The organism is Bacteroides sp. RCH18 (genome assembly GCF_058231005.1).
This window is the reverse complement of the sequence record NZ_JBIPTC010000001.1, coordinates 664479-685095: the sequence shown is the minus strand read 5'-3', so window position 1 is coordinate 685095 and position 20617 is coordinate 664479. Positions and strand designations below refer to the sequence as shown.

Genomic DNA, 20617 nt, shown 5'->3' with positions numbered 1-20617 from the left:
CGAGCATTTGATGTTTGGCAAGGACTTTTTTCTATAAAAATGTTCCCGGACCGAGAATGTCGTACATATAACTGACATTGCGGGTTTTTAGCAACATTCCTTGCGGGGAATAAAAGAGCTGGTATTTGATATCTACATTATCTTGTCCTACCTTAATGACGATGATTGCCTGCCATTTAGGAAATTCCACCATGGTTACATCATTTACTACCCAACTGGCATAAGGACCGGATACAAAGGCGTTGTATACGGTAGGTGTCACCCGGTCGAGACTGACAAGGTCCGTCTGTGTCATTTGCCATTGAGCCTGCGTATTGAACCAGATGTTTTTAGTGAATCCATTCATGATAAAGTTAGCGCAATAATAGCCATCATCCTGCGACCATGCTACACCGTTGGCTTTGGGGTACATCTTTTTGAAGGCAGCCTGTACATTGCCGGGAGGTAAGATTGCGAAGGCAGATAGAGACAATAACAATATGACTGCCAAAAAACTAATTTTCTTCATAAGGTTCTGGTTTAGGAAATTATTTATCTAACTAAACAGCCTTTGAGAATTTTTGTTTTCAGTTGGGGGGAATAAATCAGTTAAGGGAAATAAATAGGTATAATGCGTGGGTGGAATTAACTTGTAAAAGGTTTGAGTATGAGCTAAAGGTATAATTTATAATTCTTCTTAGGCACGGATTACACGGATTTCACGGTTTAAAGAGTTGAGTAACTAAAAACCGTGTTTATCCGCGTAATCCGTGCCTGAACTTTATAATCTTATCTAGCTCCAATCAGAGCAGCAGGCATCAGAATGTAATCTTCAGAATCTTCCCGTTATAGGCCCCTACGGAAACCTCAGTGGCTTTATAAGGCAATAAACAGATTTCCTCTTTGGCACCGGTCAATAAGTCTGTAGCCTGATATTTTTCCATTTGTGGTATCTGTAAGAAATCAAACGCGTGAGAAGGTACGTTGATTGCTACATCAACCAGTTGGCTATCGAAATTGACGATGATGAACAGCAATTCATTCTTATACTTTCGCATAAAAGTATATTGCTTATGTTCGTCGAAACGCCATCCGTTTTTATTGGCGTACATTAGATCGAAGAATACTCCTTTGGCAATGGCTGCTTCTTCATTACACAGCGTCAGTACTCTTTGGTAAATGCTGTACAGGCGTTTATGCTCTTCGGTCAGCATTTTACCGTCAAACTTACCGCCATTGCGCCAGCGACGAATTGTATCTACGCTCCAGTAATCGAATATCGTAGTCCGCCCGTCTCTTCCGCTGAAACCTTCGCTGTCCATTCCCAGTTCGCCGAACTCCTGACCAAAATAAATCATCATAGGATTGGTGTTCATACAAGCAGAAACGATCAGAGCGGGGATTCCTTTACGTGGATCGCCTGCAAAGAAATCGGAAGCGATGCGCTGTTCGTCATGGTTCTCCAGGAAGTTCAGCATTTGCTTTTCTATTCCGTTCAGACTTTGCCAGCAGTGAGTGATGGATGCAGCGGATTCGTAGCCGCAAGATACATTGCGGAGTGTATCGTATAAACCGACCTTATCATATAGATAGTCAAATTTTCCACGGAACAGATAATTGCGGTATTCGTTGGGATTATAGACCTCGGCAATGAAAAGAATTTCCGGATGCGCTTCCTTAACTTGTGGAATAGCCCATTCCCAAAATTCTACTGGAACCATTTCCGCCATATCGCAGCGGAAACCATCGATACCTTTTGAGGCCCAGAATAAAAGAATATCCAGCATCTTTATCCAGGTATCCGGAGTCGGGGAGAAATGGCAAGTGCCGCCATTCAGATAATCTACTCCATAGTTCAGCTTGATGGTTTCGTACCAGTCGTTGATGTTCGGTGTAGCGTCAAAACGGTTGTTACCTGTGGCTTTGGCCGGATATTCGTGGTAAGGCTCCACTGCACCTTCTTTCATGTCGAACTGGGCACGCAACTCGGACTGCGGTATATAGTAGAAATTATTGTACGGACTGAAAGCGTAGTTCGGGTCATCGTTTGCTCCCAGTTCGGTAGTGCCGTCCGGTTGTGCATCCGAGTGATACTGGCGTGCTACATGGTTGGGGACAAAATCTATAATAACTTTCAGTCCGGAACGGTGAGTGCGATGTACCAGATTCTCGAACTCCCTCATTCGTTCCGGCACATCGGTTGCCAAGTCCGGATCTACATCATAATAATCCTTGATGGCGTAGGGAGAGCCCGCTTTGCCTTTCACGATGGCGGGGTGGTCGGGACGTATGTTGAAACGACGGTAATCCGTCTCCGTTGCATGCTCGATAATGCCTGTATACCAGATATGGGTAGCACCCAGTTTTCTGATTTCTCCAAGTGCCTTGAGGGTGAAGTCGGCCATTTTACCACATCCGTTGGCGGTAATGTCTCCATTGTAGACACAATGGTTGTTATTGTTTCCGAACAGGCGTGTAAACACCTGATAGATAATCATTTTATTTTCGTTGTTCATATAGAGTAGATTTTATTTCATATCATAAATGTTTTCGCGAAAAGTAAGGTATTACTTCCATATTTTCCCTTTTTCCGCCAATGTCTGGTCAAGTAAGTCATTGGCTATCTTATAACCTTGCTCGAAGATTTCTTCCGCTTTTTCCAGTTCGGTGTTGCTATATCCATAAAGATTGTATGGCTCGATCAGCAAGTCACATTTTTCTCTTTCGGGGAAAGTATTGGCACGGAACATAAAGTGGAAGGAGCGCATGGCAATGCTTACGATATTCATTTTATAGTCTTGCGCCATGATGGGACTTACGTTGACGGCTACCACCTTGTCGCATATTCTGCGAAGGGTGGAGACTGGAAGGTTCATCATTAATCCGCCATCTACGTAATTGGTTCCGTCGATATTGACCGGAGCAAACATGACAGGCATACAGCAGGAAGCAGCCACACGTTCGGCTATGGAGCCACGGTGGAAATGAACCATACGTCCGTGGTCCAGATCGGTAGCCGTGATGATTAAGGGGATTTGCAACTCTTCCAGATTCTTGGCTTTCAGATTGGTATGGAGAAAGTCAATAAATTCACAGAGGTCAAATAGTCCTTTCTTGGGGATGACTAACTTTGTCAGGTCCTGAAACTTATGGCCGGAGAAGTATTCAATCACTTGGTGAGGTTCATTTCCGTCGGCATAAAAAACTCCGGCAAGCGCACCGGCACTTACTCCGGAGATAATGTCCGGTTTGATATCATGCTCCAGCAGAGCCTGCATCACCCCCAAATGCGCAAATCCTTTAATAAATCCTCCGCTTAAAGCATAGCCTATCTGATATTTACGGCTATTCCAGTTATTTGTGAATACCTCCATGAGTTACTTTCTTTTTTAGTTCGCCACGAATTTAGTGAATTTATTGAAAGTAGGAGGAATATAATGGATAGTTTTTTTGAATTGTATACAATCCTCTGAAAGCTATCCATATTTGGGGCTGATGCTGCTAGAATCCGAAATCGTCTATCTCAACTTTATGTTCTTCTGATTCTTTGAAAGGTTTCGCTTCTTTCTGCACAGGGTTTCCTTCGATGTATACGGCACGGAACGGGCGGGCAGGGCAGACGTATTCGCAGCCGCCACATCCGACACAGATCTCCGTATTGACGTGGGGAAGAGTCAGTCCGTCTTTGTAGGGTACCATAGCAATGGCTTGCGTAGGACAATGCTCTGAACAGGCTCCGCAACTGGTTCCGTCAGTGAGGACAATGCAATTTTCTTCTATAAAGACGACATAGCCCATCTGAGTGAGATGTTTCTGTTCTACCGTCAACGGAGGGATGGCACCGTTGGGACAGACATCGCTACATACGGTACAGTCGAAATTACAGAATCCTTTTTCGAAACTGACCGTTGGCTGCATCACACCTCCCAGACCGTATTCCATGAAAGCGGGTTTCAGTACATGCGACGGGCATTTGCTGACACAAAGATGGCATGATGTACAATGTTGCTGGAAACGCTTCTGGCTGACAGATCCCGGAGGAGTAATCGGATTTTCTTTTTTGTATGCCTTTTTGCCTTCCATCGTCGCAATGGATTCTTGCGCCTTTGTAAGAAGCGTGGGAGTTGCTCCGGCAGTAGCCAGTCCGGCAAGCAGAAAACGACGTTTGGAAGAATCTGCAGTAACGGAAGATGGTTCTGTTGCCGCCGCTTGTTTTTCTGTAGCGGAAGAACGTTGTTGTCCCTTTGAAGCAGGGGCGTAAACCAGCGCTTTCTGTTTGCAGGCACCGAGACAGTCGAAACAGTCTACACAGCGGCTATAGTCAATAGCGTGTTCTTTGCTGTGGATGCAGGCAGCTTTGCATTTGGTAGCGCAAAGTCCGCAACCATTACATTTTGCGGTATCGATACGGACTTTGAACAAAGAGTAACGGCTCAAAAATCCTAATACCGTACCTACCGGACAAATGGTATTGCACCACGTGCGGCCGTGTTTCCATGCTAATATAAGAATGGCGGCAAAGGTCAGTATCGCTATAAGAAGGGAAGAAAGACTTAATACCGAGGTGTCTACCTGATAAAACGTGTAGTTTTCGAATCTGGAAAATACGGATTCCAGCAGGTTGTTTCCCAGCATATACACCGGTTTGAAGATATGTACTACAATGCGTCCGTATGCGCTATACGGGTCCAGCAATCCCAATACCACCGAGAAGCCGCATACGGAGGCAATTACAGTCACTCCGAGCACGGTCCATCTCAGCATATTCTTTGCAGGACTGTACCGATATCTTTTTTTCTTCTTGCCCACAGACTTTGAAATGCGTGCTATAACATCCTGCCATATTCCCATCGGACAGATGGTAGAGCAATAGATACGTCCGAACAACAGGGTTAACGCAATCAGCACAATCAGTATGCCTATACTGAGAGATAGCACGGCAGGGACAAACTGTATATGTGCCAACCGATGAAAACTGTTCGGCAGAATATTAGCAAAATCGAGAAAATAAAAAGTAATCAGTGCAAAAAGGACGACTGATATTCCGATACGTATCTTTCTTAACATGGTGGTTTACATCTTAATTCGCTTGACATTCAGTTTGTCGATGTCCATCGTTCCTACTTTCAGTGCTTCTCCTTTGGCAAGGTGACCTACGGTGTCCAGCGGCATTTCGCGTACTTGATTGAAGAATTTGGCTGCGGCTGTATCTACGGCTACAATATCCGGTGAGATAAAGAGACCTTTTGCCAGTACCACGTCCGAAGCGGAACGTCCTCGCGGTCCGTTGGTCTTCATGATACGGTAGGCGTCTACGACATTAAGCACAGCTTTCTTTTCCAGTGTACAGATGTCCGCAATGCATTGCTGCAGGTCGTTCTGGTGGAAGAAGCCGCGGTCCCAGACGATACCCATATGGTTTTTCATGGAGATAGTCAGATTGGCGCCTCCGTGATTCTTCAGGATAGGGACATTAATCCATACATCACAATTCAGGATGGCTTCATGTATTTTCGCCTTCTTCATCTTTTGTCCCTTTGGCAGATCAACGGGTTTGTAGTAAGATTCCAGGTGGGCGGGCATAACTTTGGCTCCGGCTTCTTTCGCTGCCGCTTCAATACCGCTGTTTTTGTAGCACTTCTGCCAATCGTCGCAGGTATGGTCGAATACGGTGACCTCTTTGGCTCCGGCGGCAAAACATTGTTTGATGATTTCCGTGATCAGTTTCGGATTCGTGTTTCCTGCCAGTTCGGGCACTTTATCCCATCCGATATTGGGCTTTACCACTACTTTCTGTCCGGGCTTGACAAATTGCTTCATACCGCCCAGCTCGCTGATAGCACGACGGAACATAGTTTCCGGTTCGCCGCCCATGACGGCCACCAGGTCCGGTTTGTCACCATTTGCCTTATTGATTGTCTGAGTCAGTATCTCCATCGCCTCTGAACGCTGTATAGTCATGGCGGCACCAGTAATAGCTACTGTCTTTAAAAAATCCCTTCTGTCCATCTTTCTTTTTTAGTTTAGAGTTTTGCAATTGCCTTTAACAGGGCGTATCCGCCAAACCATTGAATGAGCATACCCGGAATACCGATACGGAAATCTTGTACTGCGATATAGAAATCTCCCTCGATCATCCATTCAAAAGCGGTTCCTATGAGTTGATAGGAGAGTATTACTCCAAGGACGGCTAACAAAGAAACGGTTTTCACGGTACGTGCTGCAAGGGCGGAAGCACCGGCAAGCAAGGTTGATTTTATCAATATAATCGGGAGAACGGCCTCGGATGGCATGGCAAACAAGATATGATTGATGACAGGAGAAAGAACAGCTGTCAGCAATCCTACCCGAAAACCGTACTTATAAGCGGCTATTAAGGTAAAAAAGTAAATTGGTAATAAAGTCGGTCCACCGTAAGGAACGAGGTGGCACAGTTGTGGAAGTGCGATGTTGCCTGCTACGAATAACAGGGCGAACAGGTAAGTTTTCACATTGCTGTAATTCAGCGAATAGAGTTTGGCGGATGTTTCCATTTTCATTGATGACTTTAATGTTTAGATTGATGATATCTTAAAGATTAGACTATTCTCGTTTGAAAAAGTTTAATCGGTCTCATAATTTCTTGGCCGGTCAAATCATGATTGGGCTTTGATGTTTACAAAAGTAGTGCAAATTTTCAATGAAACGTATTATTTTATCGTTTTTTGTTTATTCATTGAAGTGCGTGAACCGGAACAGTGGATTTCTCCTTCCGGTGACAATGAAAAAAATGTATGATTTATGAATCATCGGTGTTTGTGTTTATAATAAACTTTGTGATAGTTTTAGTAAAACGGTATCTGAGTTTATTATAAACGATGTAATTCCGTTTATGGCTTTTTATGCTGAAATTTGGCAACAAAAAAGGCTGTGACTTCCAATGGAAGTCGCAGCCTTCAGCTTGTATACCGATGACTCATATCTTATTCTTTATAGGGAAATATATATGTCTTGTTGTAATATTGTACTTGCCTTACGGACTGATCAATCTTGACTGTATGTTACCGTTCATGTGATACATTACAGCAGGTATGTTGAAAGACAGACTTCTTTTCATTAGTTACGGTTTTATAGGTTTATTATTGTTCTGCTTACAAATATACAACATTAAAAGGGCTTTGTCAAGTCCTGACAGAAATAACCCGTTAAACTCTGAGAAAGTATCTTGTTTAGAAATTAATATCGGATACGTTCTTTTTGCATTCTTCAAGTCTTTCCAGCGCCTCCTTGGATAACTGCGGATAATGTAAGTCCAGTTTTTCCATGCGTTCACAGATAATTTGCCCGACGGCATATCGCATGAACCATTTGTTGTCTGCCGGAATCACATACCACGGGGCAATCTCTGTTGAAGTTTCTGTCAGTACATCCGAGTAGGCTTTCATGTAGTCGTCCCAGTATTGCCGTTCTTTGACGTCGGCAGAAGAGAATTTCCAGTTCTTTGATTCATCGTTCAGCCTCTCCATGAATCGTTTCTTTTGTTCGGCTTTCGAAACGTTCAGGAAGAATTTGATGATGACCGTCCCGTTTTCAGTCAGATAACGTTCGAAATCATTAATCTGCCGGTAGCGGCGTTTCCAAAATTCGTTGTCTATATCTTTCGCTTTTAGTATTCCGGGTAGCTTGTTGGATAACAGGATTTCGGGATGCACTTTGGCTATCAGTACATCTTCATATTGGGAACGGTTGAAGATTCCGATTCGTCCCCGTTCGGGGAGCGAACGATTAATTCTCCATAAGTAGTCATGATCCAGTTCTTCGGCAGAAGGTTGCTTAAAGGAGTACACCTGACACCCTTGCGGATTGATGCCGGACATTACATGCTTGATCGTTCCGTCTTTTCCGGCAGCATCCATTGCCTGAAAAATAACCAGAACCGAGTAGCGCTCTTGTGCATAAAGCATACTTTGCAGTTCTGACAGCTTTTCGATATTTTGGGCTAACTGTTCTTTGGCATCCTGTTTGGACATATCAGCAGTAAATGAGGGATTGAAATCGGATACATGATGTTCCTTCCCCGGTTTGGCTGTAAGCTCTTTTAAGACTTCTTTTTTCATTGTTGTATAATTAGGTTGTTATAGGTATATAACAGTTGAATAAAGAAATCAGTTCTTGCCAAATTAAGAGCGTTGAATAGTAATTCCCCAATTATGTATCAACAGATTCCACATAATTCCACACTAATTCCACAGTTATATTTATATTGTCTACTGTTTATGTATTTGATTATCAGTTATATATGACGGAGTGAAACGTTTGGCATCTGCTTTGCCATATATTAAGTACAAGAAACAATAAAAACAATAGTTCTATTATTCACACTTAAAAAATTACGATTATGAAAAAGGTATTAGTAGCAGTAGCATTGGTATTGGGATTAGGTAGTTCTGTAGCATTCGCACAGGAAGTAAGTAACACTCCGGCAGTGGAAACTCAGACACAAGCTCCACAGGATGAGTATACAAAGATTGAAGTGAAAGATTTGCCGGAAGCAGTGACACAGGCAATAGCGAAAAGCTATGAAGATGCTACCATCAAGGAAGCGTATGTTGCCGAAAAAGAAACCGGTAAGGTTTATAAAGTAATTATCACTACAAAAGACGCCCAGGAAGTAACCGTACTTCTGAATGAAAAAGGAGAAGAAGTTAAAGAGATAAAGTAAAACTTCGAAAGTAATAACTCATAGAGAGGTTCCGGTTCGTGATGAATCGGGACCTCTCGTTCTATGTATTAGGTTCTGTATAAAGATAGTCGGCAGTAATATATACGGTAACAAAGCAAGGAGGTTTACGATTTATTTTTAAGTAATTCATAATAATGTGCATCAATGAACTGGCCATTCTTGAAGCAAGCCTTACGATGTATTCCTGTTTTCTGAAATCCTGCTTTCTCCAGCACACGCATTGATGCGGCATTGTGTTCATATACCGTAGCGTATAGGCGTATTACATCTGTATGCTGAAAAAAATGTTCTATAGCTCTTTCTAAAGCAGCTGTTGCAAGGCCCTTGTTCCAGTATGTTTCCGAAATCCAGTAACCGACTTCTGCATTGAAGCGTTCGACATCCGTCCCGCGGACGAATCCGATATTACCGATTGCCTCATGATTCGCCTCGATGCAATATTCATTCTGTTCCACTTGTTCCGAAGCGTATTTAATGAAGGCATCAGCATCTGTTTCTGTATATGGAAAAGGCAGCCCGTCACGGCAGTTATCCCATATCTTCTTATTATTCAGATGCCTTGCTAAGGCTTTGGCATCAGATTTTTTCCAGGGACGAAGTATAAAATCCATATTCTTATTCTTTGTAGCTATTATGGTTTCTTTCCCGAATCTTTCCCCATGCGTGTGTGTCAAACAGGCAACTGCTGCGCATAGTCTCATACATCACCTTAAATCTCGACATCGGAATGGTATAACTCAGTATATCGGCCTCAAAATAAGGGCGTACAGAAGGATCAAAGAATCCGATGAATGTTCTGTATCCGCCTTTACGATTCTCCAGAATCGTCTGTGTGACCACAGAACTACATCCCGACCCGAAAGTGGAAATCACTGTATCCTCCTTATTATTATCGAAGAAAGCCCAGGTGGTCAGTCCGGATAATATATCAGGATTGGCCAGAAAAAGGATTCCTTCCAAATGATCGAACGTTTCCACTTTATCTATACGGGCAAAATGCAGATATTCCTTTTCTGCCCTTGGTACTCCCAATTGTTCAATAAAGCTTTTTACCATTTCCGGCGTCTGCTTATATCGTTCCTTTAGAGATACGAACGTCGGCACGTGCTCGGGCATATCAGTGAATCCGGTATAAAACTTACCGCCGCCGCAACCAATTGTTTCCGCATTCAGGCTGATGGTATTACCTTCCCTGACTTTACTCATGCTTTTAAAGAAGCACCCGTTCACTTTCCCCGTTTCATTTTCAAGAATGTCCGAGTACCAGAATACGATAGGTAATTCGGCATATTCGCCAAAAGCTTCCCGATAGTTTTCGATGAATTTTTTTATTTCCATAATTGGTTATTTTATCTACGTACAAAGTTAAACTAAAAAAGCAAGGAGCAAAGAATAAAGTCCGAAAATATGCGTTTGGTATACGGAGCGATGAAGCACTGAGGGACGCTATCAGATCAAAGTTTCTATGATGGAACTATCGGCAGGAATGAATCTGAATAAATATCTGAAGCTAAGTCTGATAGCAGAGATGGGAGGATTATCGTGCAGCCGGATTGCTTATTACACAACACGTACACTGAAGACCTTTTTCGAAGATATGTCCAGAGATACGGACCCTTATTTCAAACCGGCTGTATATGTTTCGATGGGAATGAAGTATAAGTTCTGAAAAAGTAGTAACTTTATCGCCATGTCAGTGAAACGAACATTATATTCAGCATTAAAAGTCATAGGGGTATTTCTGATCATATCCTTGATATTCAGGTGCCCGGTATCACCGGGATAGAGTTTGCGCAAAGCATTCAATATGGCTTCTGACTTTATTACAGACTCTCACTGGAACACCCATACGTTAAGTTTTGGTCTTATTTCATAAAAAAGGGTATTTTGCAAAAGAAAAAGGAGAGAACATAGTGCATTATTCCCGCGAAATGCCGTTATTTGCACTCACTAAACAATAAAAGGTTTATTTCGATTTGATTATTTCACATGAATCTTCTCATTTATTGAGCATATCCATCTCTGATTAAGAACTTCCAAAGAACTTTGTTATTGAAATTATTAATTTTTTATATTTGTATTTTATGAATTTGTACATTGGAAATCTTAACTATAACGTTAAGGAATCAGACTTGAGAAACGTAATGGAAGAGTATGGAGCAGTTGCTTCAGTTAAATTAATCACAGATCGTGAAACAAGAAGATCAAAAGGCTTTGCTTTTATTGAAATGCCGGATGATACAGAAGCAGCTAACGCTATCAAAGAATTGAATGGTGCTGAATATGTAGGCCGTCCGATGGTAGTTAAAGAGGCTTTGCCGAAGAACTAATTGACTGAATAACAATCAGTATATAAAAAGAAGGTGTGTTGGTGATCCTAACACACCTTCTTTCGTTTCTGCAGAATCCTGCCGGACTATTTCTTAAAGTCCAAAGAATTTATCTCTCTTTTTATTGTCTGCGGTTATTTTTTTCTTACCTTTGATTCACTAACAACAAACCGATAGAAGATGAATCAAGAACTTTTAATGAATCCTAACTGTCTGGTGGCTGCTTTGGAAAAGCCTGCCGCCGAGTTTACTAAGGCAGATATTATTTCTTTTATTCAGAAGAATAATATCCGTATGGTCAATTTCATGTATCCTGCCGCTGACGGGCGACTGAAAACATTGAATTTTGTAATTAATAATGCGGCTTATCTGGATGCGATCCTTACTTGTGGAGAGCGGGTGGACGGTTCCAGCCTGTTTCCTTTTATAGAGGCGGGGAGTAGCGACCTGTATGTAGTGCCTCGTTTCCGTACCGCTTTTGTCGATCCGTTTGCAGAAATACCGACACTTTCGATGCTTTGTTCTTTCTTCAATAAAGACGGTGAGCCATTGGAAAGTTCTCCGGAACATACTTTGCATAAAGCGTGTAAAGCATTTACTGATGTCACAGGTATGGAGTTTCAGGCGATGGGTGAGCTGGAATACTATGTTATTTCACCGGATACAGGAATGTTTCAGGCTACAGATCAACGTGGTTATCATGAATCTGCTCCGTATGCTAAGTTTAACGATTTCCGTACGCAGTGTATGTCGTATATAGCTCAGACGGGTGGGCAGATAAAATATGGTCATTCCGAGGTTGGTAATTTTACATTGGATGGCATGATTTATGAACAGAACGAAATAGAGTTCCTGCCTGTTCGTGCCGAAGATGCGGCAGATCAATTGATGATTGCCAAATGGGTGATTCGTAACTTGGGATACAGATATGGGTATAATGTGACATTTGCGCCTAAGATTACGGCTGGAAAAGCCGGATCGGGTTTACATATTCATATGCGTATTGTAAAGGACGGACAAAATCAGATGCTGAAAGACGGTGTATTGTCGGAAACAGCCCGTAAGGCAATCGCCGGAATGATGGAACTTGCTCCTTCTATTACAGCCTTTGGAAATACCAATCCTACTTCTTACTTCCGTTTGGTTCCTCATCAGGAAGCACCGACCAATGTTTGCTGGGGAGATCGCAACCGTTCTGTATTAGTGCGTGTACCGTTGGGCTGGGCTGCCAAGACCGATATGTGTACTTTGGCAAATCCATTGGAAAGCGAAAGTCATTTTGATACCAGCCAGAAACAAACGGTAGAAATGCGTTCTCCGGATGGTTCGGCAGATTTGTATCAGCTGCTTGCGGGACTGGCTGTTGCCTGCCGTCATGGTTTTGAGATAGAACAGGCTTTGGACATTGCAAAGAGAACGTATGTAAATGTAAATATCCATCAGAAAGAGAATGAGGACAAGCTGAAAGCATTGGCTCAATTGCCGGATAGTTGTGCGGCATCTGCCGAATGTTTGCTAAAACAACGTGCTGTCTTCGAGCAATATAATGTATTTAGTCCGGCTATGATTGACGGTATTATACGCAAGCTCCGTAGTTATGAGGACAAAACATTACGTGCCGATCTGGAAGGCAAACCGGAAGAAATGCTGGAACTGGTACATAAGTATTTCCACTGTGGATAAGCAATAAAAGCATTCTGCTTATAAAAATACTACAAATAAAGGAGGGTGCACTTCACAATCGCGGTGGCACCCTCTTTTAGTTAATCTTCATTGTTATCTTCTTCATCATCTACCAGGTTATTGAGTTCAAGTTCCAAGTCTACCAAGTCTTGTTCCCATAACTTTATGATATCTTTCGGTGTATCTTTGGCTGCCTTCTTGATTCTTTCCTGAGCAACAGATACTTCATGCTCTAATTGACTACGTCTACTCATACAATTCAATATTTAATTAATAAAATTGTAAACAAACAGCCAGGAGAATAGTTCGATGGGATAAATTTAAAAATGGACGGGATGAACTATTTATAAATAAGGGCTGTTGTAGTCTAAAATCTTTTTAAATATACAATTATGCTCAATTTATTAGCCGTGTTTTTAGTCTGTTCAGGTATCGGAATTGCAGTTCACATAGCAATCGATCTGACACATCGTCCACAATCAATGAAGATAATGAATGCAGTATGGATATTGACTGCATTGTGGGGAAGTTACTTAGCTTTATGGGCTTATAATAAGTTCGGACAAGGTGCTCCCATAAAGATGGGAGGTGGTGAAATGAAAATGGATATGTCGGACATGGGGATGGAGATGTCGGACATGAAAGGGATGAGTATGTCCGGTATGAAAGACATGAATATGGATATGTCGATGGGAGATATGTCCGTGAGACGTCCTCATTGGCAGTCTGTGGCTTTATCGGCTTTACATTGTGGAGCAGGCTGCACATTGGCTGATATAATAGGAGAGTGGTTCACTAATTATATCCCGGTAACCGTTGCAGGAAGTCAGCTTATTGGAAACTGGGTACTTGATTTTATATTGGCGTTGATCATAGGAGTTTATTTTCAATTCTATGCTATTCGGGAGATGGAGAGGATATCGGCGGGAAAGGCGCTGTCCCGTGCTTTTAAAGCAGATTTCTTTTCTCTGCTGTCTTGGCAAATCGGAATGTATGGCTGGATGGCAATCGTTTATTTTGTTTTATTTGTCAATGAGCCTTTGCCTAAAGACACATGGATATTTTGGTTTATGATGCAGCTGGCTATGCTTTTTGGCTTTTTCTGTGCTTATCCGATGAATGCTTTATTAATAAAGTTAGGCGTGAAAAAGGGAATGTAAATTTCAGATATTACTTTATCATCGCGGGGATATATTGGTACATAAAATAGAACCACACGGAGAAACAAAAGCCCAAAGCTCTATTTCTCCGTGTGGTTCTGTTTATCTTTTCAGTAACTTAGGAATATCCGAAGGCTCTTGTGCAACTCGTATGCCGGCAGCTTCTAAAGCCTCTATTTTGTCTTTTGCCGAGCCGGAACCTCCCGAAACAATAGCTCCTGCGTGGCCCATCTGTTTTCCCGGAGGAGCAGACTGTCCGGCAATAAATGCTACTACAGGCTTATTTACATGACTGCGAATATATTCAGCAGCCTGTTCTTCCGCGTTTCCTCCGATTTCTCCGATTAACACAATTGCTTTCGTTTCAGGATCATTCTGGAACATTTCCAGTAGTTTAAGGAAATGCAGACCTACTACAGGATCTCCTCCGATGCCGATTGCAGTAGACTGTCCCATACCATTTGCCGTTAAGTGATACACTATTTCATAAGTGAGTGTTCCGCTACGGCTGATGACACCGACATTTCCTTTCTGAAAGACTTGTCCCGGAAGGATTCCTACCATACTTTCTCCGGGAGAAATAAGTCCCGGACAGTTGGGGCCAACCAACATTGCCCCTCTTTGTTCGGCAAACCGATGTGCTTTGATGACATCCAGGGTCGGAATACCTTCTGCGATACAGACTATTAGCCGGATGCCTGCATCCGCAGCCTCCATAATAGCATCTGCTGCAAAACGGGCCGGCACAAAGATGATGGAAGTATTAGCCTGTGTCTGTTTTACAGCTTCATGCATCGTATTGAATACCGGAATACCGTCTACTTCCGTACCTCCCTTGCCCGGAGAAGTGCCGCCAACGACATTCGTTCCGTATTCTTTCATCTTCTTGGCATGAAAAAGCCCGTCTCTACCGGTGATACCTTGTACAATCAAACGGGTGGATTTATCTATTAATATACTCATTGTTCCTTCATTTTTTATGTGATTTCATCTTAAGATTTGATAGCCATTAAAGCGGCTTCCTGCATAGTTGTAGCTATCTGAAAACGGCTATGGTTGCGTAAAAGATCACGTCCGATATGTTCATTGGTTCCTGTGAGCCTGACAATGACAGGTATATCACTCTTAATCTGATCGAATGCCTGAATAAGACCGATGGCTACATCGTCACAACGGGTGATTCCTCCGAAAATGTTTATCAGGACGACCTTTACTTTCTCGTCCTGTAATAGAAGTTTCATAGCTTCAACCACCTTGACAGGGTTCGAACTACCGCCAATATCAAGGAAGTTGGCAGGATTTCCCCCATGAAGTTTTATCATATCCATTGTTGCCATAGCAAGTCCGGCGCCATTTACCATACAGCCTATATTTCCATCCATGTGAACGTAGCTGAACCCTTTGTTTTTAGCATCCGCTTCTACTTTTTCTTCTTCTGTAGGATCAAACAAACTCAGTACATCCGGATGGCGGTAAAGAGCATTATCGTCAAAAACAATTTTGGCGTCAATAGCCATCAATATGCCTTTGGCGGTAAGAGCCAATGGATTTACTTCAACCAGCGATGCGTCATTCTCCATGAAAAATTTGTAGAGTGCTTGCAGAATAGCGGCCATTCTGCCGGCTTGTTCTATGTGAGGGAAGAGCGAGAATGCGAAACGGCGTGCCAGATAATCAGGCAGACCGATGAACGGGTCAATAGCATAGCGAATTATTTTTTCCGGTGATTGCCGGGCTACTTCTTCGATATCCATACCACCGGACGCACTCATCATAAGGATGACCGAGCGTGTATTTCTGTCAATGGTGAAGCTGATATAGTACTCTGCGGCAATATCAACCGCTTCGCTGACCAGTATCTGATTGACAGTAAGCCCTTTAATACTCATACCCAGAATGTTTTTAGCTTCCTGATAGGTATCTTCTGTGTTATCTACCAGTTTAACACCTCCGGCTTTTCCCCGTCCGCCGGTCAGCACTTGTGCTTTAATAACCACTCTGTCTGAGCCCATTCTCCTGTATGCGGCAACTGCACCGGCAGCCGTTCGACATAGGGTATGCCTTTCAACAGGGATCCCATACTTGGAGAAAATTTCTTTTGCTTGATATTCATGTATTTTCATGGTCCGCGAATTTGAATAAATGATTCCTATAATGAAAACAAGTGAAAGATTCGGAATGTTTGCTCGTAGAGAAGACTAATGGTGTGTTTTACAGCATATTAATTGTCTCATGTTTGACTAATAAGCATAAAAAAAGCGTATCGGCAAACTAGTCGACACGCTCTATAGTTGAGAAAAGGTAAAGTATATCTACGAATGCTTATGCAATGCCGTGAGCGCTTACTGTACCATCTATTTTCTTGATCAATCCCTGCAATACTGCACCCGGTCCGCATTCTGTAAAATCAGTAGCACCATCGGCAACCATATTCTTAACAGACTGAGTCCAACGTACGGAAGCAGTCAGCTGGGCAACCAGATTCTTTTTGATTTCTGCGGGATCAGTATGAGGAAGTGCATCCACATTCTGATATACCGGACATTTGGGAGTATGAATTTCTGTTGCGTTGATAGCAGCTTCCAGCTCAACTTTAGCCGGGTCCATCAACGGAGAGTGGAAAGCACCACCTACTTTTAATGGGAGAGCACGTTTTGCGCCGGCAGCTTTCATCAGTTCGCAGGCTTTTTCGATGCCTGGTACAGAACCGGAGATTACGATTTGTCCCGGGCAGTTATAGTTGGCAGGTACGCAAACTTCACCTTCTGCATTAACAGATGCACAGATTTCTTCTACCTTTTCATCCGGCAATGCAATGATAGCGGCCATCGTAGAAGGAGTTGCTTCGCAAGCTTTCTGCATAGCCATTGCACGGGCATAAACCAGTTTCAATCCGTCTTCAAAGCTCAGGGCACCAGCAGCCACCAATGCAGAGAACTCACCGAGTGAGTGTCCGGCTGTCATTTCCGGTTTGAAATCATCGCCCATACAAAGAGCAGAGATAACAGAGTGAAGGAATACGGCAGGTTGAGTAACCTTTGTCTGACGAAGATCTTCGTCTGTACCATTGAACATGATATCTGTAATGCGATATCCGAGGATATCATTTGCTTTTTCAAACAATTCTTTTGCTAAAGCTGAGTTTTCATACAGGTCTTTACCCATTCCTACGAACTGAGCACCTTGACCGGGAAATACAAATGCTTTCATATCTTTATTATTTAATTGATTTTTAAATGCGGGTGCAAAGTTACAGATTTTTATGATACGACCGCACAAAATGTACACATTTGTGCAATGGAGTCGGGAAAATGCCACAGAGGTCCGTTGCCATGACCTATATTCAAGTCTTTGCCTGCAATGATGGCATGAGTAATGTATTCTTTAGCGTGACGGATGGATTCTTTCATCGAATATCCCTTTGCCAGATAGCTTGCAATAGCGGAGGAGAGGGTACACCCGGTCCCATGCAGGTTTTTACTTTCTATCTTTTTTTCTTCATATATATAATAGGTGTGATCCGGAGAATATAAGAGGTCGCACATTTGATTGCCTTCCAGATGTCCGCCCTTGATCAGGATATGGGTCTGATAACTGTGGGAGAGTTGCTTGGCGGCTTCCAGCATATCCTGTGTATTTTGGATGCTGTTGCCTGTCAGCACCTTTGCTTCATCGATATTGGGGGTGACTAATGTAACAAGCGGCAAAAGTTCTTTCTTAATCTCTTCGATGGCTTCATTTGTCATCAGCTTCCGGCCGCTGGTAGATACCATCACCGGGTCATAAATGATGTGCTCCGGTGAATATTTCCGTATACAGTCGGCAATGACATGAACGATCTGAATATCGTTAACCATGCCTATTTTTATAGCGACAGGCTGCAAGTCCTCCATCACCGCTTCGATTTGTCCGCAAACAATTTCGGGTGGTATTGCATGGACGGCGCGTACCCCTAGAGTGTTTTGCACAGTGACGGCGGTGATAGCAGATGCCGCATAGCCTCCTAATGCCGAGATTGTTTTGATATCTGCCTGAATGCCCGCTCCTCCCGAACAATCGGAACCGGCAATGGATAAAATGACGGGATGACGTTCCATTTTAGATTTTTTAATATTTATCCGGCAAAGATAGAATAAAAACGGCAAGATACAAAATGGGATATCGTTTGAAATACAATAAGTCCGTTGCCGGAGAAGACAAGGGGTGAATATGAAAAGTGCTGATAATAAAGAGTCATTCCGCTTTTTGTACTTTATACAATTACTCGTTGCCGGAACGGGTAAAATACATATTGTAATTCAGAAGATAACACTAAGTACTCATATTGTAGATTGTATGATATGTATATCTATGAAAAACAATGTTTTATAGCATATCATTTGTTATTGTTTGAATCATAAAGCGCCCCTATATTTGCATCGTATTAAAGAAAAGGATATGCAAAGTATACAGAAAAAAGCACCCTTGGCAAACAATCACATATCAGTAGACTGTGTAGTGATTGGTTTTGACGGAGAACAACTCAAAGTGTTACTTGTAAAACGTGCGGGCGAAGATAATGGTGAAGTGTATCACGATATGAAACTTCCCGGTAGCCTTATCTATATGGATGAAGATTTGGATGAAGCAGCACAACGTGTACTGTATGAATTGACGGGGCTCAGAAATGTAAACCTGATGCAATTCAAGGCATTCGGTTCTAAAAACAGAACCAGCAATCCAAAGGATGTACGCTGGCTGGAACGGGCTATGCAGTCAAAAGTTGAACGTATCGTGACAATTGCTTATCTGTCGATGGTGAAAATAGACCGGGCACTGGACAAGAATCTGGATGATCATCAGGCCTGTTGGATTGCTTTGAAAGATGTGATGACATTGGCTTTCGACCATAATCTGATTATTAAAGAGGCAATGACCTATATCCGTCAGTTTGTGGAGTTCAATCCTTCCATGCTGTTTGAGTTACTTCCGCGTAAATTTACCGCTGCCCAGTTGAGGACTCTTTTTGAGTTGGTATATGACAAGCCTGTGGATGTACGCAACTTCCATAAGAAAATAGCGATGATGGAATATGTAGTTCCTTTGGAAGAAAAACAGCAGGGAGTAGCCCATCGTGCAGCACGTTATTATAAATTTGATAAGAAGATATATAATAAGGTGAGACGGTAGTAGGTAATAAGTAATAGGTAATAAGTGAACAGGTTGTTTGTTTAAATATATAATTCAAAATTTTAAAAATCATCATGTTTCTATTAGGTTATGATATAGGTAGCTCGTCCGTTAAAGCGAGTCTGGTCAATGCTGAAACAGGTAAATGTGTATCGTCAGCGTTTTTCCCGAAAACAGAAGCGAAGATTATCGCTGTTAATCCCGGGTGGGCAGAACAAGATCCTGAGAGTTGGTGGGAAAACCTGAAGTTATCCACGCAAGCTATTATGGTGGAGTCAGGAGTGAGTGCTGCTGAGATTAAAGCTATCGGTATTTCCTATCAAATGCACGGACTGGTATGTGTAGATAAGAATCAGCAAGTATTGCGTCCTGCCATTATCTGGTGTGATTCTCGTGCGGTGCCTTTTGGGCAGCAAGCATTTGAAACAATCGGAGAGGAGAGATGCCTTTCTCATTTGCTGAACTCGCCTGGTAACTTTACAGCATCTAAACTGGCTTGGATCAAACAAAATGAACCGGCTGTCTATGAGCAGATATATAAGATCATGCTTCCGGGGGATTATATCGCCATGAAGTTAAGCGGAGATATCTGCACGACTGTTTCCGGTCTTTCGGAAGGAATGTTCTGGGACTTCAAAAATAATCGTGTAGCCGATTTCTTGATGGATTACTATGGCTTCGACTCTTCACTTATTGCGGATATCAAACCGACTTTTGCAGAACAAGGACGTGTGAATGCAGTTGCTGCGAATGAACTGGGATTGAAGGAAGGAACACCGATTACTTACCGTGCCGGTGACCAGCCGAATAATGCGCTTTCTTTGAATGTGTTTAATCCTGGAGAAATCGCTTCTACGGCAGGAACATCGGGAGTTGTCTATGGGGTGAATGGTGAAGTGAATTATGATCCTCAATCCCGTGTCAACACCTTTGCGCATGTGAATCATACGATGGAACAGACGCGTCTGGGAGTGTTACTTTGCATCAACGGAACAGGTATTCTCAATTCATGGGTAAAAAGAAATATAGCTCCCGAAGGTATCTCGTACAATGAAATGAATGTGTTGGCTTCCAAGGCGCCGATCGGGAGCGCAGGTATCAGCATCCTGCCTTTTGGTAATGGTGCGGAACGTATGCTGAATAATAAGGAGATAGGTTGCAGCATTCGGGGGGTAGACTTCAATGCACATGGCAAACATCATATTATTCGTGCTGCACAGGAAGGAATTGTATTTTCTTTTAAATACGGTATCGACATTATGGAACAAATGGGAATTCCGGTCAAAAAGATTCATGCCGGACATGCAAATATGTTCCTTAGCTCCATCTTCCGTGATACATTGGCAGGAGTGACCGGAGCTACTATCGAACTTTATGATACGGACGGTTCTGTAGGAGCAGCGAAGGGCGCGGGTATCGGTGCAGGTATTTATAAAGATAATAATGAGGCATTTGCAATACTTGATAAACTGGATGTTATCGAGCCGAATATAGCTAAACGTCAGGAATACGCCGACGCATACGCCAGATGGAAATATAATATAAATAACGATATAATAACTTTTTAAATAACA

General features: G+C 42.6%; 20 protein-coding genes and 1 pseudogene. 7 read left to right on the top strand and 14 right to left on the bottom strand.

The window, feature by feature from the left end; all coding sequences use genetic code 11:
* Nucleotides 1-31 precede the first annotated feature (31 nt).
* The 7 genes from ACHLI0_RS02585 to ACHLI0_RS02555 all read right to left on the bottom strand — a co-directional run bounded on the left by ACHLI0_RS02585 (nucleotide 32) and on the right by ACHLI0_RS02555 (nucleotide 8075).
* Complete coding sequence (locus ACHLI0_RS02585; protein ID WP_221655839.1) at nucleotides 32-508, bottom strand: PepSY-like domain-containing protein; 477 nt, start codon at nucleotides 506-508, stop codon at nucleotides 32-34.
* Between the two features lie 289 nt (nucleotides 509-797).
* Nucleotides 798-2495: an alpha-amylase family protein gene (locus ACHLI0_RS02580; RefSeq protein ID WP_490748372.1), complete on the bottom strand. Its 1698-nt coding sequence runs from the start codon at nucleotides 2493-2495 to the stop codon at nucleotides 798-800.
* A gap of 51 nt (nucleotides 2496-2546) precedes the next feature.
* The gene (locus tag ACHLI0_RS02575) at nucleotides 2547-3353 is read right to left on the bottom strand and encodes a patatin-like phospholipase family protein (protein WP_008761475.1); all 807 of its coding nucleotides are present in this window, start codon (nucleotides 3351-3353) and stop codon (nucleotides 2547-2549) included.
* Between the two features lie 127 nt (nucleotides 3354-3480).
* Nucleotides 3481-5046 carry a 4Fe-4S binding protein gene (locus ACHLI0_RS02570; RefSeq protein WP_221655840.1) on the bottom strand — a complete coding sequence of 522 codons (1566 nt, stop codon included), beginning with the start codon at nucleotides 5044-5046 and terminating at the stop codon, nucleotides 3481-3483.
* Nucleotides 5047-5052: 6 nt separating this feature from the next.
* Entirely contained in the window at nucleotides 5053-5988 is a 936-nt protein-coding gene (locus tag ACHLI0_RS02565) for a DUF362 domain-containing protein (RefSeq protein ID WP_490748371.1), read from the bottom strand.
* Between the two features lie 14 nt (nucleotides 5989-6002).
* Entirely contained in the window at nucleotides 6003-6512 is a 510-nt protein-coding gene (locus ACHLI0_RS02560; protein WP_055218567.1) for a hypothetical protein, read from the bottom strand.
* A gap of 675 nt (nucleotides 6513-7187) precedes the next feature.
* Entirely contained in the window at nucleotides 7188-8075 is an 888-nt protein-coding gene (locus ACHLI0_RS02555) for a polyphosphate kinase 2 family protein (protein ID WP_490748370.1), read from the bottom strand.
* A 281-nt stretch (nucleotides 8076-8356) separates the two neighbouring features.
* Here ACHLI0_RS02555 and ACHLI0_RS02550 point away from each other — a divergent pair, with 281 nt between their 5' ends.
* Entirely contained in the window at nucleotides 8357-8680 is a 324-nt protein-coding gene (locus ACHLI0_RS02550; protein ID WP_016267505.1) for a hypothetical protein, read from the top strand.
* Between the two features lie 125 nt (nucleotides 8681-8805).
* Here ACHLI0_RS02550 and ACHLI0_RS02545 read toward each other — a convergent pair whose 3' ends face one another.
* Together ACHLI0_RS02545 and ACHLI0_RS02540 are read right to left on the bottom strand one after the other, a co-directional pair.
* Complete coding sequence (locus ACHLI0_RS02545) at nucleotides 8806-9312, bottom strand: GNAT family N-acetyltransferase (RefSeq protein ID WP_490748369.1); 507 nt, start codon at nucleotides 9310-9312, stop codon at nucleotides 8806-8808.
* Nucleotides 9313-9316: 4 nt separating this feature from the next.
* On the bottom strand, nucleotides 9317-10039 hold the full coding sequence (locus tag ACHLI0_RS02540) for a DUF169 domain-containing protein (RefSeq protein ID WP_022471996.1): 723 nt from the start codon (nucleotides 10037-10039) through the stop codon (nucleotides 9317-9319).
* Nucleotides 10040-10148: 109 nt separating this feature from the next.
* Here ACHLI0_RS02540 and ACHLI0_RS02535 point away from each other — a divergent pair.
* The 3 genes and pseudogenes from ACHLI0_RS02535 to ACHLI0_RS02525 form a co-directional block, all read left to right on the top strand.
* Nucleotides 10149-10370, top strand: a pseudogene (locus ACHLI0_RS02535) (DUF6268 family outer membrane beta-barrel protein); the annotation flags it as partial.
* A 415-nt stretch (nucleotides 10371-10785) separates the two neighbouring features.
* Nucleotides 10786-11031, top strand: a complete 246-nt coding sequence (rbpA, locus tag ACHLI0_RS02530; protein WP_008765643.1) for an RNA-binding protein RbpA — start codon at nucleotides 10786-10788, stop codon at nucleotides 11029-11031.
* A 180-nt stretch (nucleotides 11032-11211) separates the two neighbouring features.
* Nucleotides 11212-12714: a glutamine synthetase family protein gene (locus ACHLI0_RS02525; RefSeq protein WP_234117983.1), complete on the top strand. Its 1503-nt coding sequence runs from the start codon at nucleotides 11212-11214 to the stop codon at nucleotides 12712-12714.
* Between the two features lie 80 nt (nucleotides 12715-12794).
* Here the strand turns inward: ACHLI0_RS02525 and ACHLI0_RS02520 are convergent, their stop codons facing one another.
* Entirely contained in the window at nucleotides 12795-12968 is a 174-nt protein-coding gene (locus ACHLI0_RS02520) for a hypothetical protein (RefSeq protein ID WP_008761485.1), read from the bottom strand.
* A 138-nt stretch (nucleotides 12969-13106) separates the two neighbouring features.
* Here ACHLI0_RS02520 and ACHLI0_RS02515 point away from each other — a divergent pair, with 138 nt between their 5' ends.
* Nucleotides 13107-13874 (top strand): DUF4396 domain-containing protein, encoded by a 768-nt coding sequence (locus ACHLI0_RS02515; protein ID WP_490748368.1) that lies wholly within the window; start codon nucleotides 13107-13109, stop codon nucleotides 13872-13874.
* Between the two features lie 102 nt (nucleotides 13875-13976).
* On the opposite strand, the gene sucD is transcribed toward ACHLI0_RS02515, so the two are convergent.
* From sucD to thiD, 4 genes are all read right to left on the bottom strand, one after another.
* Nucleotides 13977-14837: a succinate--CoA ligase subunit alpha gene (gene sucD, locus ACHLI0_RS02510; RefSeq protein WP_490748367.1), complete on the bottom strand. Its 861-nt coding sequence runs from the start codon at nucleotides 14835-14837 to the stop codon at nucleotides 13977-13979.
* A gap of 29 nt (nucleotides 14838-14866) precedes the next feature.
* Nucleotides 14867-15997 carry an ADP-forming succinate--CoA ligase subunit beta gene (gene sucC / locus ACHLI0_RS02505; RefSeq protein ID WP_490748366.1) on the bottom strand — a complete coding sequence of 377 codons (1131 nt, stop codon included), beginning with the start codon at nucleotides 15995-15997 and terminating at the stop codon, nucleotides 14867-14869.
* Between the two features lie 199 nt (nucleotides 15998-16196).
* Complete coding sequence (fabD, locus tag ACHLI0_RS02500; protein WP_008765648.1) at nucleotides 16197-17084, bottom strand: ACP S-malonyltransferase; 888 nt, start codon at nucleotides 17082-17084, stop codon at nucleotides 16197-16199.
* Between the two features lie 50 nt (nucleotides 17085-17134).
* Nucleotides 17135-17971 carry a bifunctional hydroxymethylpyrimidine kinase/phosphomethylpyrimidine kinase gene (gene thiD, locus ACHLI0_RS02495; protein WP_055217970.1) on the bottom strand — a complete coding sequence of 279 codons (837 nt, stop codon included), beginning with the start codon at nucleotides 17969-17971 and terminating at the stop codon, nucleotides 17135-17137.
* A gap of 340 nt (nucleotides 17972-18311) precedes the next feature.
* Here thiD and ACHLI0_RS02490 point away from each other — a divergent pair, with 340 nt between their 5' ends.
* Together ACHLI0_RS02490 and ACHLI0_RS02485 are read left to right on the top strand one after the other, a co-directional pair.
* Nucleotides 18312-19043, top strand: coding sequence for an NUDIX hydrolase (locus ACHLI0_RS02490; RefSeq protein ID WP_011107446.1), 732 nt, complete (start codon nucleotides 18312-18314; stop codon nucleotides 19041-19043).
* 74 nt (nucleotides 19044-19117) lie between these two features.
* On the top strand, nucleotides 19118-20611 hold the full coding sequence (locus tag ACHLI0_RS02485) for a xylulokinase (protein ID WP_490748365.1): 1494 nt from the start codon (nucleotides 19118-19120) through the stop codon (nucleotides 20609-20611).
* The last annotated feature ends 6 nt before the right edge of the window (nucleotides 20612-20617 follow it).